Here is a 15,485-nt window from a genome sequence, read left to right as displayed (position 1 = left end):
GGTTACGGCCGACGCCCACCGCCTTGCCAGTTAACTCTCAGAGCGGTGGTTAGGCCGAAGGGCCGCCCATCAGGTAATCTTGATCGTCTTTGCTGTTGCCATCCCGGACACCGGTTCCAGGAAATCCTCCCTCGCCCCCGAGTGCGAGCACCCGCCTAGTGGGTGAGGATGCCACGTGATTTGTCTGGCTGGGGCGACACGAAAGGAGTAATCCCGTGCGATTTGTTCTCGCCATTGTCAGTTTTGTTGTCGCGGCCCTGCTTATCGGCCTCGGCATCGCTCAGAAGACCATTCTGGCGGCGCCCGACGAGGTCACCGCCGCGACGAGCATCACCACCGACGCTCCCGTCACGGTGATCAGCGGGGAAGCGCTCAATGCGAACCCGCGCAGCCAGTTCGTGCAGTTGAGCGACTCCGACGGCAACTTCGCCGCGTACGGCCGCACCACCGACGTGCTGGCCTGGGTCGGGGAGGCGAGCTACAACGACGTCACCTACGACGCCGAGACAGCCGGCCTCACCAGCACCCTGGTCGAGGGCACCGAGACCGAGGTTCCGACCCCGGTCGACTCCGACCTCTGGCTCGCGAGCTACAGCAACACCAGCTCGTTCACCGTCAACGTGCCCGAGGACATCTCCCTGCTCGTCGTGACCGACGGCGTGCAGCCGGCGCCGGCCGAGATCAGCGTCACGTGGCCGGTCGACAACACCACACCATGGGCGAACACCTTCGTGGTCGCCGGGGGCGTGCTGCTGCTCGTCGGCCTTCTCCTTCTCTTCTGGGCGATCGCGCACATCCGCAAGGGCCGCGGCCCGCGCCGCAAGTCGCAGAAGATGCCGAAGCTCCCGAAGCAGCCGCGCTACAAGCCGATCAAGTCGAAGCCGAGGGAGCTCGAGGCCAACGCCAAGGGCCGTCGCTCGGCGCGCGTCGCGATCATCCCCGCGCTTTTGATCACCGGGCTCGCGCTCAGCGGCTGCAGCGCCGACTTCTGGGCCGGCCGTCAGACGGTCGTCGAACCGTCCGCGACCGCCGACCCGCTGGCCGACGCCGAGGAGGCCGAGCAGTTCAGCCCGCCCGCCGTCACCGAGGAGCAGGCCAAGCGCATCGTCGCCGACCTCTCCGAGGTCACCACGGCCGCGGATGCCGCGCTCGACATCGAGCTCGCGGGCACCCGCCTCGCCGGTCCGGCCCTCGAGGCGCGCACCTTCAACTACACGGCGCGCACCGCCGACGCCACGGTCCCCGCGATCCCCGCCATCCCTTCGGGGCCGATCGAGGTCACCCTCCCGCAGCAGAGCGACGGCTGGCCCCGGGCGGTGTTCGCCGTCATCTCCGACAGCGGCACCGACGCGAACGGCCAGGCGCTCGCGCCCGTCGCGGTAACGCTCATCCAGGACGATCCGCGCTCGAACTACAAGGCGCAGTACGTCATGCGGCTCCAGCCCGGAGTCGTCACCCCGGATGTCGCCCCCGCCTCTGTCGGCGCGACCCGCTTCCGCTCCGACTCCCCGCTGCTCACCATCGCGCCGGGTGAGATCGCGGCCGACTACGCCGACGTGCTCCTGAGCGCCGACGCGAGCGCCTCGTACCCGTTGTTCGACAACGCGACCGACACCGTGCAAGAGGCCTACGGAGTGCCGTTCAAGTTGCGTGAGCGCGGGGCGTTGGAAGCGACATCCACTCTCGACTGGACGACCACCCCGGCAACCGGACCCGTTGTCGCCCTCTCGACCAACGACTCCGGCGCCATCGTCTCGGTGAACGTCAACGAGATCACCACCGCCAAGGTCGTCGAGGCCGGAGCCACCGTGAAGCCGAAGGGCGCGACCAAGGCCGTCGTCGGAAAGGCCGACAGCGGCAAGGGCTTCGCCGTCACCTACGGATTCCAGCTCTTGTTCTTCGTCCCGTCGGTCGAGCAGGGCGGGACCATCACCCTGCTCGGCTATGCCCAGAACCCCATCGCCGCATCGGAGCTCCCGTGACCAACCTTCCCCCATCTGCAGCCAGTCTCCGCGGCGCGGTCGACCTCTCGTCGCTCGTGAACCCGGCCCCCGCGCGTCCGGCCGCCCCGGCCGGCGGCGCGTCGTCGCTGGTCACCGAGGCGACGGATGCCACGTTCACGAGCATCCTCGAACTGTCCAACTCCGTGCCGGTGCTGGTCGAGTTCTACGGTCAGGGTCTCGAGCCGGCCCTCGGGTCGCTCGTCGCCGAATTCGGCGGACGCATGGTGCTCGCGACCGTCGACGGCACCAAGAACCCGCAGCTCGTGCAGGCGTTCCAGGTCACCGAGGTGCCCACCGTCGCCGCGGTCATCGCCGGCCGCCCGCTGCAGCTGTTCGTCGGCCTGCCCTCGCCCGAGGAGATCCGCGCCGTGCTCGACCAGGTGCTCGAGGTCGCCAAGCAGCAGAACGTCACCGGAACGGTGCCCGTCACCGAGGGCGACGCGGCCGAGGCCGAGCCCGTCGAAGAGCCGCTGCCCCCGCACCACCAAGAGGCGTACGACGCCATCGCGGCCGGCGACTACGTCACCGCGATCGCCGAGTACCAGCTCGCGATCACCCAGAACCCCCGCGACGCCCTCGCGGTCGCCGGGCTCGCCCAGGTGTCCCTGCTCTCCCGCCTCGACGGCACGACCGCCGCGGACATCCGTTCGGCCGCGGCCGCCGCTCCGACCGACGTCGACGCCCAGCTCGCCGTGGCCGACCTCGACATCTCCGGCGGTCACGCCGAAGACGCCTTCCTGCGCCTGCTCGAGCTGTTCCCGACGCTCGACGCCGACGGCAAGAACGCCGTGCGCACGCGCCTGCTCGAGCACTTCGAGGTCGTCGGAATCGACGACCCGCGCGTGATCGCGGCGCGTCGCCGGCTGACCGCACTGCTGTACTAGCGGCCGACCGCCGTTATTCTGGGGTCGTGCCGAAACCTGAACGCGACCCAGCTCTTCTGCCCGGCACGAGCGCGGGTGTCTGGCGCGCACGCAGCGGCGTGGTGCGCTGGATCGCCATCGCGGTGTTCCTCGCGGCGCTGGTGTTCGAGTACGCCGTCGGCGTGCTGCCGGCCGGCGTCGAGTGGCTGACCGTTCTCGCGCTGCCGATCGTGTTGACGCTCTGCGCGATCGCCCTGGCGCAGAAGGCGGGGCGTGTGTTGCAGCGCGAACTGGTCGCCGGGTACACCACGTATTCGGATGCGCCGGGCTATGACCTGCGTCATCCCGTCACCGGTTATCTGTTCCGCGGATGGAAGACACCGCCTGCCCCACGCCCGCAGTTCCTGCTGCGTTTCGAGCGCCCGAAGGCGTGGGCCAAGCGGTATCCGGCGGCCCCTACTTCCTGAGCTTCAGCCAGAGGCCGGCGAGCGGCGGGATGGTCATCTCGGCGGATGCCGGGCGGCCCGCCCACGGGGTGTCGGTCGCGACCACGGCGCCGAAGTTGCCGACTCCGCTGCCGCCGAACTCGGTGGCGTCCGTGTTGATCAGTTCGTCCCAGGTGCCGACGAACGGCAGGCCGACGCGGTGCGGTCCGACCGGGGCGCCGGAGAAGTTCATGATGACCGCGATCGGGTTGCCGTCGTTGTCCCAGCGCAGGAACGACACGACGTTGTTCTGCGCGTCCCCGGCGTCGAGCCACTCGAAGCCGCCCTGCTCGTTGTCGCGGGCCCAGAGCGACGGCTCGTCACGGTAGACACGGTTGAGCGCGCCGACGAGACGTGACAGCGCCTGGTGCACCGGCTGGTCGAGAATCCACCAGTCGAGGCCGCGCTCCTCGCTCCACTCGGAGGGCTGCCCGAACTCGCTGCCCATGAAGAGCAGCTGCTTTCCCGGGTGCGCCCACATGAAGGCGAAGTAGGCGCGCAGGTTGGCGAGCTTCTGCCACTGGTCGCCGGGCATCTTGGCGAGCAGCGAGCCCTTGCCGTGCACGACCTCGTCGTGGCTGATCGGCAGCAGGAAGTTCTCGCTGAACGCGTAGATGAAACTGAAGGTGATGTCGTTGTGGTGGTGCGAACGGTACATCGGGTCGACCGCCATGTACTGGAGCGAGTCGTGCATCCAGCCCATGTTCCACTTCACGCCGAAGCCGAGACCGTTGACGTCGGTCGGCTTGGTGACGCCGGGCCACGAGGTCGACTCCTCGGCGATCATCATGACGCCGGGGTTGCGCTTGTACGCGGTGGCATTGACCTCCTGGAGGAGGCTGATCGCCTCGAGGTTCTCGCGGCCGCCGAACTGGTTGGGCAGCCACTCGCCCTCGTTACGGGAATAGTCGAGGTAGAGCATCGAGGCCACCGCGTCGACCCGCAGGCCGTCGATGTGGAACTCCTCGAGCCAGTACAGGGCGTTGGCGACGAGGAAGTTGCGCACCTGCGACTGCCCGAAGTTGAAGATGTAGGTGCCCCAGTCCATCTGTTCGCCGCGGCGCGGGTCGGAGTGCTCGTACAGCGGCTCTCCGTCGAACCGGGCGAGCGCCCACTCGTCCTTGGGGAAGTGGCCGGGGACCCAGTCCATGATGACGCCGATGCCGGCCTGGTGCAGGCGGTCGATGAGGTACTTGAGGTCGTCGGGGTGTCCGAAGCGGCTGGTCGGGGCGAAGTAGCCGGTGACCTGGTAGCCCCACGAGCCGCCGAACGGGTGCTCGGCGAGGGGCATGAACTCGACGTGCGTGAAGCCGAGCTCGGTGACGTATTCGATCAGCTGGTCGGCCATGTCGCGGTAGCCGAGGCCGGGACGCCAGGAACCGAAGTGCAGCTCGTAGATGCTCATCGCGGAGTTGAGCGCGTCGGTGCCGGCGCGGGTGGCGAGCCAGTCGGTGTCCTGCCAGGTGTAGAGCGACTCGACGACCTTGGTGCCGGTCGACGGCGGGATCTCCGCGAAGCGGGCCATCGGGTCGGCGCGGGTAACCCAATCGCCCTGCTGGGTGAGGATCTCGAACTTGTAGGTGTTGCCGGGTGTGATGCCGGGCACGAAGATCTCCCAGACGCCGTTGTCGTCGAGGCGCCGCATCGCGTGGCCGTTGCCGAACCAGCCATTGAAGTCGCCGACGACGCGCACCGACTTGGCGTGCGGTGCCCAGACCGAGAACGAGGTTCCGTCGACGCTCTCGTGCGGGCGGAAATGCGAGCCCAGCACGTGCCAGAGCTGCTCGTGGCGGCCCTCGCCCCAGAGGTAGAGATCGATCTCGCCCACCGAGGGAACGAAGCGGTACGGGTCTTCCGCCGTCCAGGTCGGGCCGTCGGCGTATTCCGCCTCGAGCACGTAGGCCTGGCCGGGGCCGGCCGCGTAGCCCTGCCAGAGTCCGTCGGCCACGTGCACGAGCGGCACGCGCGTGCCGTCGGCCTGCACCGCGGTGACGGCGGCGGCGAGGGGGCGCACGGCACGCACGACGAAGCCGTCGGCGAACGCGTGCTGGCCGAGCGTGGCGTGCGGCTGCGGGTGGGAACCGGTGACCAGGGACGAGATGAGCCCCGGGTGGAGGTCGGGGAGGGCGGGAGCCGGGGTCATCAGGAGCCTTTCGAGTACTCGACGCTGAGGATGTGGACGGGTTCGGTGAAGGCGTCGAGCCGCACGTAGTTGTCCCCTCCCCAGGTGTATGTCGATTGCGTGACCAGGTCGGTCACGGTGAATTCTTCGCCGAGGGGGATCCCGAAGCGGGTGGTGTCGAGGTGCACGGTTGTCTCGCGCACCGAGTGCGGGTCGACGTTCGCGATGACGATGATGCCGTCGGCCGTGTCCGTGCCGGTGAACCGGGCGGGCAGGTACTTGGAGTAGACGAGCATCGAGTCGTCGTCGCTCCAGTGGACATCGAGGTTGCGCAGCTGCCGCAGCGCGGGGTGCTGGGCGCGGATCTCGTTGAGCCGGCGCAGGTACGGGGCGAGCGAGTCGCCGGTCGCCTCCGCCGCGGCGTAGTCGCGTGGCTTGAACTCGAACTTCTCGTTGTCGATGTTCTCTTCGGCGCCGGGGCGGGCGACGTTCTCGAACAGCTCGTACCCCGAATAGACGCCCCAGCTCGGGCTGGCGGTCGCGGCGATGGCTGCCCGCACCTTGTAGGCGGGTCGCCCGCCGAACTGCAGGTACTCGGTGAGGATGTCAGGGGTATTGACGAAGAAGTTCGGACGGAAGGTCGCGCTCGTCACCTTCGACACCTCGTGCAGGTACTCCTCGAGCTCCACCTTCGTGTTGCGCCAGGTGAAGTAGGTGTACGACTGCTGGAAGCCGACGGCCGCGAGCGACTGCATCATCGCGGGACGCGTGAACGCCTCGGCGAAGAAGACGACGTCGGGCCGGTCGACCGCGACCTCGTGCAGCAGCCACTCCCAGAAGTCGAGCGGCTTGGTGTGCGGGTTGTCGACCCGGAAGATGGTGACGCCGACGCCGATCCAGTACTTCACGATGCGCAGGATCTCCTGGCGGAGCCCCTCGTAGTCGTTGTCGAAGTTGATCGGGTAGATGTCCTGGTACTTCTTGGGCGGGTTCTCGGCGTAGGCGATCGAACCGTCGGGAAGCGTCGTGAACCACTCGGGATGCTCGGTCACCCACGGGTGGTCGGGCGAGCACTGCAGCGCGAGGTCGATCGCGACCTCGATGCCGCTCTTCTTCGCCTGGGCGAGGAAGTAGCCGAAGTCCTTGACGGTGCCGAGCTCGGGGTGGACGGCATCGTGGCCGCCGTCGGCGGAACCGATGGCCCAGGGCGAGCCGGGGTCGTGGGGGCCGGCGACCAGCGTGTTGTTCGGACCCTTGCGGAAGCTGCGGCCGATCGGGTGGATCGGCGGCAGGTAGACCACGTCGAAGCCCATATCGGCCACGGCGGGGAGCCGCTTGGCGGCGGTGCGGAATGTGCCGGAGACCCACGACCCGTCCTTGCGCTGCTTCGCGCCCTCGCTGCGGGGGAAGAATTCGTACCAGCTGCCGAGGCCGGCGCGAGGACGCTCGACTCGGAGCGGAATCCGCTCGCTCTGGGTGACGAGGCTGACCAGCGGGCTGGCGGCGATGGCCTCGGCGAGTGCCGTGTTCTCGACGGCCGCGATGCGGTCGGCGGGGGAGAGGGACGTGTCGGAAAGGGAAGCGGTGGCCGTGGCGACCACGGAGCGTACCGAGGCCTTACGGGTGGATGACGCGAGGCGGGCGAGTAGCTCGAGCCCCATCGCGGCCATGACCTCGACGTCGATGCCGGCTCGCATCTTGATCTCTGCGTTGTGCAACCAGGTTGCCCAGTCGTCGGTGAACGCCTCGATCACGTACGACCACGCGCCGGCCGAGGTGACCTGCGCGTCGGTGTGCCATGAGTCGGTGCCCGGAGCTCCTGGGTGGAGCGGGTACCGCGTGGTGCTGCCGGCCGGATCGGTGAGCAGGAGAGCGCCACCGATCTGGTCGTGGCCCTCGCGGAAGATCGTCGCGGAGAACGGGATGACCTCCCCGGCGAAACCCTTGGCCGGCCAGCGGCCCTCGGGCTGCTGCGGGTTCAGGAACCGGATGGGGATCCTGCCGATCTTCGAAACATACTGCGTCGGTGTTGCTACGTCGGTGGTCGCGGCCACCCTGCCTGTTTTTGTCGTCGCCACACTGCGACAGTAACCCCTTTAGGTGTGCGTCCGGGTCTCGACTCCCAGCCTTGTCAGCGCTGTGGGGGACTTGGTATGTACCCCCACTTTTGGGACGATGATTTTGCATAGAGATGCAATATGGTCATTTAAACGAAGAACTTTGTAGTGATTTCGGGAGATGCCTAGCATTGTCGCCCGGGGTGGCTTGGTCTTCGACAGTACGGCGCGGCCCCGAAACCGCGCCTGGTTTGCAACGTGTGAGAACGCCAAGGATGGCGAGACCGACGCCGCGAGGTACCGGTCTGGTTGCGGTATTCGTACAAAACCACGAGGAAGACCATGCCAACCCGCAAACAGACCCTCGCGTTCGCGGCGGCCACCGCGGCGCTCGCCGCACTGGGCGCGCTCGCCGCCACGCTCAACGTGATGGAAGTCACCGAGCAGAACGTCGCGAACGCCGCCACGGTGTCGCGCACGGTGACGGACGTCACCGTCTCCTGGGAGACCCGCTACGACGCCGAGTACGGCGGACAGCGGGTCGTCGGCGCCGTCCTCGACGCGGTCGACGGCGACATCTCCCCGTCGTCGACGGTCGACCTCACGATCTCCGGTCCGCTGGGCGCTCCGCTGGGCCGAATCCGGAGCTACGACGGCGGCTCGACCTGGACGACGCTGCCGATCCCGGTCGGGGCCGCCGACGCCCTCGGCGCCACCGTCGTCATCAACGACGACGAGATGACGGTCGCCGTCAGCCGCGACTGATCGCGACGGAGGCGGACGCGGCTGGGGCTCCAGCCCCGCCGCGTTTCCACCCGTGAATGCCCCCCCGAAAAGGGGGTGAAACTTTTTCAATAAAACACCAAACCGTTTACCGAAATACACCGAATCTCTTTCACATCAGACAGATGTGTCAGGAAACCGGGCCTTCAGGCCGCGAATCTGACGGCGCTCCCCGAGCGCCTCCTATTGCTGCGACCACACTCATCCCGCGGATGCTCAGATGAAGGAACGAAAAATGAACAAGCTTGTCAAGGGTGCCGTTGCTACCGCCGTCGGAGCAGCCCTGCTCATGGGTGGCGCCGGAACCTTCGCCTACTGGAACGACTCGGTGGGCATCACCGGCGGCACGATCGTCGCCGGAAACCTGTCCGTCGTCGACGCGACGCCCTCGGACGGCGTCTGGACCGTGCAGAAGGACGGCACGGGCACCGCGACCACCGTGCCCGCGATCGCCAGCTTCGTAGCCTCGCCGGGCGACCGCTTCACCTACACGAAGACCGTGAAGATCAACGCCACGGGTAACAACCTCGTCGCGACCCTCGCTCTGACCCCCGGATCGATCGCGGCCGTCACTCCCGCGACCGCCGCGAACACCGCGCTGGCCAGCTACCTCACCTCGACCGCGTCGATCTCCGCCACCGGAACCGGCATCAGCGCCGGAAGCGTCGCCGGAACCTACAACGTCACGGCAGGCGCCGCCGGGGTCACCTCGCGCGACGTCACCCTCACCGTCGTGATCAACTTCCCGAAATCGACCACGGCCGGCTTCGAGAACAACACGAAGCTCGGCTCGGTGAACCTCAGCGGTCTCGCCGTCACCCTCAACCAGCAGTAACGACCCGCGGGCGCGACGATTCCCCCCGTCTCGTCGCGCCCGCCACTCCCTCCCCGACTTCCCCTCCCGGTAAAGGACACCGAACGACATGCCACGCGCCAGAGCAGCCCACCGCGCTGAGGCACCGTCGTTCTCCTCCGCCGGGCGTTTTTCCATCCCGCGCATGATCACGGCGACCCTCGTCGCCGCGATCGCGCTGGTGCTCTCACTCTCGGCCGTCGGCGGTACCTACGCCTTTCTGAGCTCGAGCCAGTCGATCGCCCTGGTCAGCGCGACCGGCGAGACCTCCACCACCATCTCGGCCGGCACGGCCACTCTCGCAGTGAACGGGGACGCGATCAGCATGACCGCCCTCTACCCCGGCATCACGAAGACGGCCGAGTTCACCGTGACCAACACGGGCAGCACGAGCCTGGCCCTCAGCGTCGACTCGATCGCGGGCCCCACCGCCGCCAACGGCCTCACCGCCACCGTCGCCCGCGGCACCTGCGCGAGCGCGGCCCCCGCGTTCGCGTCCGGATCGCTCGGCCTCACCCTCGCCGCGCAGGCGTCCAGCACGATGTGCCTGAGCGTGGCCATGCCCACGACCGCGCCGAGCTCGGCGCAGGGCGTCACCTCGTCCCTCTCCGTCGCTCTCACGGGGACGCAGCCGTGACCCGCGAGCGCGGCCTCTCCCGCATCCCGGGCCTCCGGGCTTCCGCGGTCATCGCCGCCGTCGTGCTCGTCGTCGGCATCGGATCGACCGCGAGCTTCGCCGCCTGGACCGGCACCACCGCCAAGTCGGCGAGCGTCACTGCCGCGAGCACCGCGCTCACCAGCTCCGGTATCTCCGGCCTCGCGGCGACCTACAAGCCCGGCCTGCCCGGCGTCACCGCGTCCGCGCTCACCGACACCGTGCTCGTCACCGTCGCGAACACCGGCACGACGCCGCTGGCGTACGGGATCACCTCGTCGGGCGGCGACGCGACCCTCAACGGCCAGATCACGCTCCAGGTGTGGAAGGCGGCGGGGACCACCTGCGCGGCCGCCACCGCGGTCGCCGCGAACGCGACGTCCGGCACCCTCGCGGCCCCGCCCGCGATGCCGTCGGATGCCGCGTCCGCTGCCGCGGGAGCGACGCTCACTCTCTGCATGCGGACGACGAGCGCGGGCACGTACACGACCACCGGCACCACGAGCCCGACCGTCACCGTCACCGGGACCGTCGGCACCAGCTGGACGGCGTCGGCCGCGGCATCCTTCACGCAGGTCACGGCTTTCAACTGGTACCAGGTCGTGCACGCGCTGAGCGACAAGTGCATGGACTCCAACGGCGGCGGCGTGGCGACCGGCACGACGTTGATCCTCTACCCGTGCAAGGCGCTGTCGACGACGAGCAACCAGTCCTTCCGGTTCGCCCAGGTCGGCGCCACCGCGTACTACCGCATCTACATCGGCGCGGGCACGACGAGCGGGCCGGTCGTCGCGGCGAACAACAACGTCATCGGCACCGCCGTCTCGCTGCAGCCGGTGACCCTCGGCGACGTCGCCGCCTCGAACAACCAGCAGTGGATGGTGGTCGCCCACGGCACTGCCGGCGACTTCCGACTGGTGCTCAAGAACCCGTCGAACCTCGGCGCCACGCTGTGCCTGAACATGCCGTCGTCGACCGACGTCACCGGGTTCACCGTCACGGCCTGCGGCACGAACGCGACCCCGGGGACGACGGTCTACAACTCCCAGCACTTCAACTTCACCGAGGTGCCCTAGTGCGCCCCCGAGACTGGCGTGCCGCACTGGTTATCGCCGCACTAGTCGTGGCCGCGGTTCCCCCCGTCCTCGCGGTCACGACGTCATCCGCCGCCGGGATCGACGCGGACGTCGAGTTCAGCACCGACGGAGGCGCGACCTGGTCGCCGACCGCCCCGACGTCGCTGTTCCCGGCCGGCTTCCTGGTCGTACCCGGAGACTCGCTCGAGTCGAGCCTGCTCGTGCGGTCGACCCGTGCCGAGCCGACGGTCGCCATGGTCGCCATCTCCAACGCCTCGACCGAGGACTCGCTGTTCGCCGGCGCTCTGACAGTGCAGGGGCAGGATGACGCGGGGGACGGCCTTCCCGCCACGCCGATCGCCGCGCTGGCGCCGTGCGACGCCGTCGTGCCGGTGCGTGTGCTCGAGACGGGGCAGGCGCTGCCCGTCACGCTCGTCGTGTCGGTGTCGCCCACGCTGCGCATGGACGAGGCCGAGCACGCCGTCGCCAACTTCGACCTCGCGATCGCGCTCGCCGACCCGGGTGTCCCGGTCGCCGCCAACGGCTGTCCGATCGACCCCACGGTGATCGCCGGGTTCGCGCCCGCGGCGCCGGCGAGCGGGATCATCGCGTACACCGGCGCGGCCCTCGTCTATCCGACCCTCGCTGTCGCGGCATCCGCCCTCGCCGCAGGCTCGCTGTTCGTCGTCGCGGGCCGTCGCCGTCGCCGTCGAACGGAGGACCGGCCGTGAGCCGCCACAGCACAGCGGTCGCGCCCGCGTCCGGACGGCTGCCGCTCGACGGACGCGCCGCCGTGCACGCGGGAGGCGCACGCCACGAACGTCGCGCACCCGCCGAGAAGACCCTCGTGCAGTACCTCGGTGTGGCCGTCAGCGCCGCGGTGCTCGTCATCGTCGTCGCCCTCGCCGCCCTGGTGATCGTGCTGCCGCTCGCCGTCGGGGGTACCGCGCTCACGGTGCTGACGAGCTCGATGGCGCCGAAGTACCCGGCCGGGACCCTCATCGTCACCAAGCCCACCCCGGTCGACGAGATCCGGGTCGGCGACGTGCTCACCTACCAGATCGCCTCGGGCAGCCCCGCGGTGATCTCCCACCGCGTGATCACCCGCACCATCAGCACCGACGGCGAGACCACGTTCACCACCAAGGGCGACAACAACTCCGACGCCGACCCGGAACCGGTGCGCGAGGTGCAGGTGAAGGGCACGCTCTGGTACGCGATCCCGCAGCTCGGCTGGGTCAACAACGCCCTCTCGGGGGAGAGCCGCGGCATCCTCGTCCCCGTCGCCGCGGGCGGACTGTTCGCCTACGCGGCGTACCTGTTCGGGTCGGCCGCCGTAGCCCGCCACAGGAGGTGGCGGATTCGCCGATAGTTCACTCGATCGGCCACCCCGATGTTCTAGGGTGGGTCGGGTGAAAGCCATCCGTAGGTTTACCGTCCGCACCGTACTTCCCGAGGCACTGAGCGGTCTGGAGGAGTTGTCCAGCAATCTGCGTTGGTCGTGGCACGAGCCGACCAAACAGCTGTTCGCGTCCATCTCGCCCGACGGCTGGGAGGCGAGCGGGCACGACCCGATCGGCCTGCTCGGAGCGGTCGAGCCGGAGCGGCTCGACGAGCTCGCCGCCGACGACGACTTCGTCGCCCGCACCGACGCGCTGCGCGACGAGCTGCACACCTACCTCTCCGAGCCGCGCTGGTACCAGACCCTGGCCGACGCCCCCGCCTCGATCGCCTACTTCTCGCCGGAATACGGCATCGCCGCGGCGCTGCCGCAGTACTCGGGCGGTCTCGGCATCCTCGCCGGCGACCACCTGAAGAGCGCGTCCGACCTCGGCGTGCCGATCATCGCCGTCGGACTCTTCTACCGCTCGGGCTACTTCCGCCAGGCCATCTCGCGCGAGGGCTGGCAGCAGGAGACCTACCCCGTGCTCGACCCCGACGGCCTGCCGCTCAGCGTGCTGCGCCACCCCGACGGCCGGGCAGCGATGATCACCCTCGCCCTACCCGACGGGCGCGCGCTCGCCGCGCGCATCTGGCGGGTCAAGGTCGGCCGCGTCACGCTACTTCTGCTCGACACGGACGTTCCCGAGAACGACGACGAGCTGCGCTCGGTCACCGACCGGCTGTACGGCGGCGGCGGCGAGCACCGCCTGCTGCAGGAACTGCTGCTCGGCATCGGCGGGGTGCGCGCCATCGGTGTGTTCACCGAGCTGACCGGCACCGCCGAACCGCTCGTCTTCCACACCAACGAGGGGCACGCGGGCTTCCTCGGCCTCGAACGCATCAGCGACCTCATCGGCGACGGGCTGTCGTTCACCGAGGCACTGCAGGTGGTGCGCGCCGGCACGGTCTTCACGACCCACACCCCGGTGCCCGCGGGAATCGACCGGTTCGAATCCACGCTCATCGAGCGGTATTTCTCGACCGAGCTGCTGCCGGGCGTCGATGTCGCCGACGTGCTCGCCCTCGGCGCGGAGGACTACGACGGCGGCGTCACCGGCACATTCAACATGGCCGTCATGGGCCTGCGCCTCGGGCAGCGTGCCAACGGCGTCTCGAAGCTGCACGGGCACGTCTCGCGCGGCATGTTCGGCGCACTCTGGCCGGGATTCGACGAGGACGACGTGCCGATCACCTCTGTCACCAACGGCGTACACGCGCCCAGCTGGACCGACCCGATCCTCACCGACCTGGCCACGGCCAAGTTCGGCGCCGGCAACGCGTTCGACGCCGACTGGACGAGCGAGCACGTCTCGGACGGCGAGCTCTGGCAGGCGCGCAATGCGATGCGCCAGCAGCTCGTCACCGACGCCCGCCGCCGCGTGGGCGACGCGTGGAGCGAGCAGAACCCCGGCGTGGGCGACCCGTCGTGGTACTCGTCGCTGCTCGACCCGAACATCCTCACCATCGGCTTCGCGCGCCGCGTGCCCACCTACAAGCGCCTCACCCTGATGCTGCACGACGAGGAGCGGCTGCGCTCCCTGCTGCTGCACCCCGAGCGTCCGATCCAGATCGTGATCGCCGGAAAGTCGCACCCGGCCGACGACGAGGGCAAGCGCCTCATCCAGCGCCTGGTCGAGTTCGCGTCCGAGATCGACGTGCGCGAGCGCATCGTCTTCCTGCCGAACTACGACATCGCCATGGCCAAGCTCCTCTACCCGGGCACCGACGTCTGGCTCAACAACCCGCTGCGGCCGCTCGAGGCCTGCGGCACCTCCGGCATGAAGGCGGCGCTCAACGGCTCGCTCAACCTGTCGATCCTCGACGGCTGGTGGGCGGAGTACTACGACGAGGAGAACGGCTGGGCGATCCCGTCCGCCGACTCCGCGGGCGACGGTGCGGAACGCGACAAGCTCGAGGCCGACAGCATGTACGACCTGATCGAGCACCAGATCGCCCCGCGGTTCTACGACCGCGGCGACGACGGCGTGCCGCACCGCTGGGTGCAGTCGATCCGGCACACGCTCTCGACGCTGACCCCCGCGCTCTCCGCCGACCGCATGGTGCGCGAGTACGTCGAGCGGCTGTACATCCCCGCCGCGACCGCCGAGGAGACGATTTCGGCCGGGACGTACCAGCCCGCCCGCGAGCTCTCGCTCTGGAAGTCCAAGGTCGAGGCGGAGTGGCCCGCCGTGCACGTGACCCATGTCGAATCCGGCGGGGTGGATGCCGTGCCGCAGGTGGGCGACACCCTGCACGTGCGTGCGCAAGTCGAGCTGGGCGGCCTGACCGCGGACGACGTCACCGTCGAGGTGGTCTACGGACGCGCCCGCGAGGGCGACCGTCTCGCCGACACGCACCAGGAGTCGCTCGAACTCACGGGCGCGGCAAACGGGGTATCGACATTCGCCGGTACCGTGCCGCTGGGCCGGGCGGGCAGCTTCGGCTACAACGTGCGCGTGGTGCCGCGGCATCCATTGCTCGCCTCTGCCGCCGAGATGGGGCTCATCGCCGTCGCGGTGTAGCACGCACGGTCCCTGAGCCTGTCGAAGGGTCGCCCGTCGACAGGCTCAGGGACGGGCTCACTCCCGGGCGATCGCGGCCGTCGTGCCGTTCGTGATGGCCAGCAGGTCGGCGGGGGCGAGTTCGATGTCGAATCCGCGACGTCCGCCGGAGACGAAGATCGAGGGGTAGAGTTCCGCGGTCTCGTCGAGCACCGTGGTGTGCGGGTTCTTCTGGCCGATCGGGCTGATGCCGCCGACGATGTACCCGGTCTTGCGCTGCGCGACCGCGGGATCGGCCATCACTGCCTTCTTGCCGCCCACCTCCCGGGCGAGCGCGCGCAGGTCGAGCTTGCCGGTCACCGGCACGATCGCGACGACGAGCGCGCCGTCGACGTCGGCGAGCAGCGTCTTGAACACCTGCTCGGGGTCGAGTCCCAGCGCGGTCGCGGCCTCGATGCCGTAGTTCGTGGTGCCCGGGTCGTGGTCGTAGGCGTGGGGGAGGAACCGGATTCCCGCCGCGGTGAGGGCGAGGGTCGCGGGGGTCCCGGCTGCGGCATCCGTGCGTTTCGACATGGGGCTTATTCTGCCGGTCGCGGGTCGAGCGTGTCGAAACCCGGAAGCTGGGATTTCGACAGGCTCAATCC

13 protein-coding genes are annotated in these 15,485 nt (G+C 69.2%); 10 read left to right on the top strand and 3 right to left on the bottom strand.

All coding sequences use genetic code 11. The features are described from left to right. Nucleotides 1–215: 215 nt before the first annotated feature. From HD599_RS18035 to HD599_RS10815, 3 genes are read left to right on the top strand one after another with little or no spacing between them, the layout of a single operon-like run. Nucleotides 216–1,982: a DUF8094 domain-containing protein gene (locus HD599_RS18035; protein WP_184237260.1), complete on the top strand. Its 1,767-nt coding sequence runs from the start codon at nt 216–218 to the stop codon at nt 1,980–1,982. Further along, on the top strand, nt 1,979–2,887 hold the full coding sequence (locus HD599_RS10820) for a tetratricopeptide repeat protein (protein ID WP_184237257.1): 909 nt from the start codon (nt 1,979–1,981) through the stop codon (nt 2,885–2,887). Before HD599_RS18035 ends, HD599_RS10820 begins: the two co-directional genes overlap by 4 nt. A gap of 26 nt (nt 2,888–2,913) precedes the next feature. Beyond that, complete coding sequence (locus HD599_RS10815; protein WP_184237254.1) at nt 2,914–3,333, top strand: hypothetical protein; 420 nt, start codon at nt 2,914–2,916, stop codon at nt 3,331–3,333. On the opposite strand, the gene glgB is transcribed toward HD599_RS10815, so the two are convergent. Both glgB and HD599_RS10805 read right to left on the bottom strand, forming a co-directional pair. Next, nucleotides 3,323–5,494 carry a 1,4-alpha-glucan branching protein GlgB gene (gene glgB, locus HD599_RS10810; protein ID WP_184237251.1) on the bottom strand — a complete coding sequence of 724 codons (2,172 nt, stop codon included), beginning with the start codon at nt 5,492–5,494 and terminating at the stop codon, nt 3,323–3,325. The two genes, HD599_RS10815 and glgB, sit on opposite strands and share 11 nt — an antisense overlap. Then, nucleotides 5,494–7,527 carry an alpha-1,4-glucan--maltose-1-phosphate maltosyltransferase gene (locus HD599_RS10805; RefSeq protein WP_425489160.1) on the bottom strand — a complete coding sequence of 678 codons (2,034 nt, stop codon included), beginning with the start codon at nt 7,525–7,527 and terminating at the stop codon, nt 5,494–5,496. Before HD599_RS10805 ends, glgB begins: the two co-directional genes overlap by 1 nt. 345 nt (nt 7,528–7,872) lie before the next feature. Between HD599_RS10805 and HD599_RS10800 the strand changes: the two genes are divergently transcribed. The 7 genes from HD599_RS10800 to glgP all read left to right on the top strand — a co-directional run bounded on the left by HD599_RS10800 (nt 7,873) and on the right by glgP (nt 14,862). After that, nucleotides 7,873–8,295 carry a hypothetical protein gene (locus tag HD599_RS10800; RefSeq protein WP_184237245.1) on the top strand — a complete coding sequence of 141 codons (423 nt, stop codon included), beginning with the start codon at nt 7,873–7,875 and terminating at the stop codon, nt 8,293–8,295. A 253-nt stretch (nt 8,296–8,548) separates the two neighbouring features. Beyond that, nucleotides 8,549–9,148: an alternate-type signal peptide domain-containing protein gene (locus HD599_RS10795; RefSeq protein ID WP_184237242.1), complete on the top strand. Its 600-nt coding sequence runs from the start codon at nt 8,549–8,551 to the stop codon at nt 9,146–9,148. Between the two features lie 163 nt (nt 9,149–9,311). Further along, the gene (locus tag HD599_RS10790; RefSeq protein WP_184237239.1) at nt 9,312–9,803 is read left to right on the top strand and encodes a TasA family protein; all 492 of its coding nucleotides are present in this window, start codon (nt 9,312–9,314) and stop codon (nt 9,801–9,803) included. Continuing rightward, entirely contained in the window at nt 9,800–10,897 is a 1,098-nt protein-coding gene (locus HD599_RS10785; RefSeq protein WP_184237236.1) for an RICIN domain-containing protein, read from the top strand. Before HD599_RS10790 ends, HD599_RS10785 begins: the two co-directional genes overlap by 4 nt. Further along, nucleotides 10,897–11,628 (top strand): hypothetical protein, encoded by a 732-nt coding sequence (locus tag HD599_RS10780; protein ID WP_184237234.1) that lies wholly within the window; start codon nt 10,897–10,899, stop codon nt 11,626–11,628. The genes HD599_RS10785 and HD599_RS10780 overlap by 1 nt, the downstream gene beginning before the upstream one ends. Continuing rightward, nucleotides 11,625–12,269, top strand: coding sequence for a signal peptidase I (locus tag HD599_RS10775; RefSeq protein WP_184237231.1), 645 nt, complete (start codon nt 11,625–11,627; stop codon nt 12,267–12,269). The genes HD599_RS10780 and HD599_RS10775 overlap by 4 nt, the downstream gene beginning before the upstream one ends. A gap of 40 nt (nt 12,270–12,309) precedes the next feature. Beyond that, the gene (gene glgP / locus HD599_RS10770; protein WP_184237228.1) at nt 12,310–14,862 is read left to right on the top strand and encodes an alpha-glucan family phosphorylase; all 2,553 of its coding nucleotides are present in this window, start codon (nt 12,310–12,312) and stop codon (nt 14,860–14,862) included. A 57-nt stretch (nt 14,863–14,919) separates the two neighbouring features. On the opposite strand, the gene ybaK is transcribed toward glgP, so the two are convergent. After that, nucleotides 14,920–15,414 (bottom strand): Cys-tRNA(Pro) deacylase, encoded by a 495-nt coding sequence (gene ybaK / locus HD599_RS10765; RefSeq protein ID WP_184237225.1) that lies wholly within the window; start codon nt 15,412–15,414, stop codon nt 14,920–14,922. Between the last annotated feature and the right edge of the window lie 71 nt (nt 15,415–15,485).

Origin of the sequence: Conyzicola lurida (genome assembly GCF_014204935.1) — a bacterium.
GTDB classification, from domain to species: Bacteria; Actinomycetota; Actinomycetes; order Actinomycetales; family Microbacteriaceae; genus Conyzicola; species Conyzicola lurida.
The sequence above is the reverse complement of the archived record's forward strand: the minus strand, read 5'-3'. Positions and strand labels throughout refer to the sequence as shown.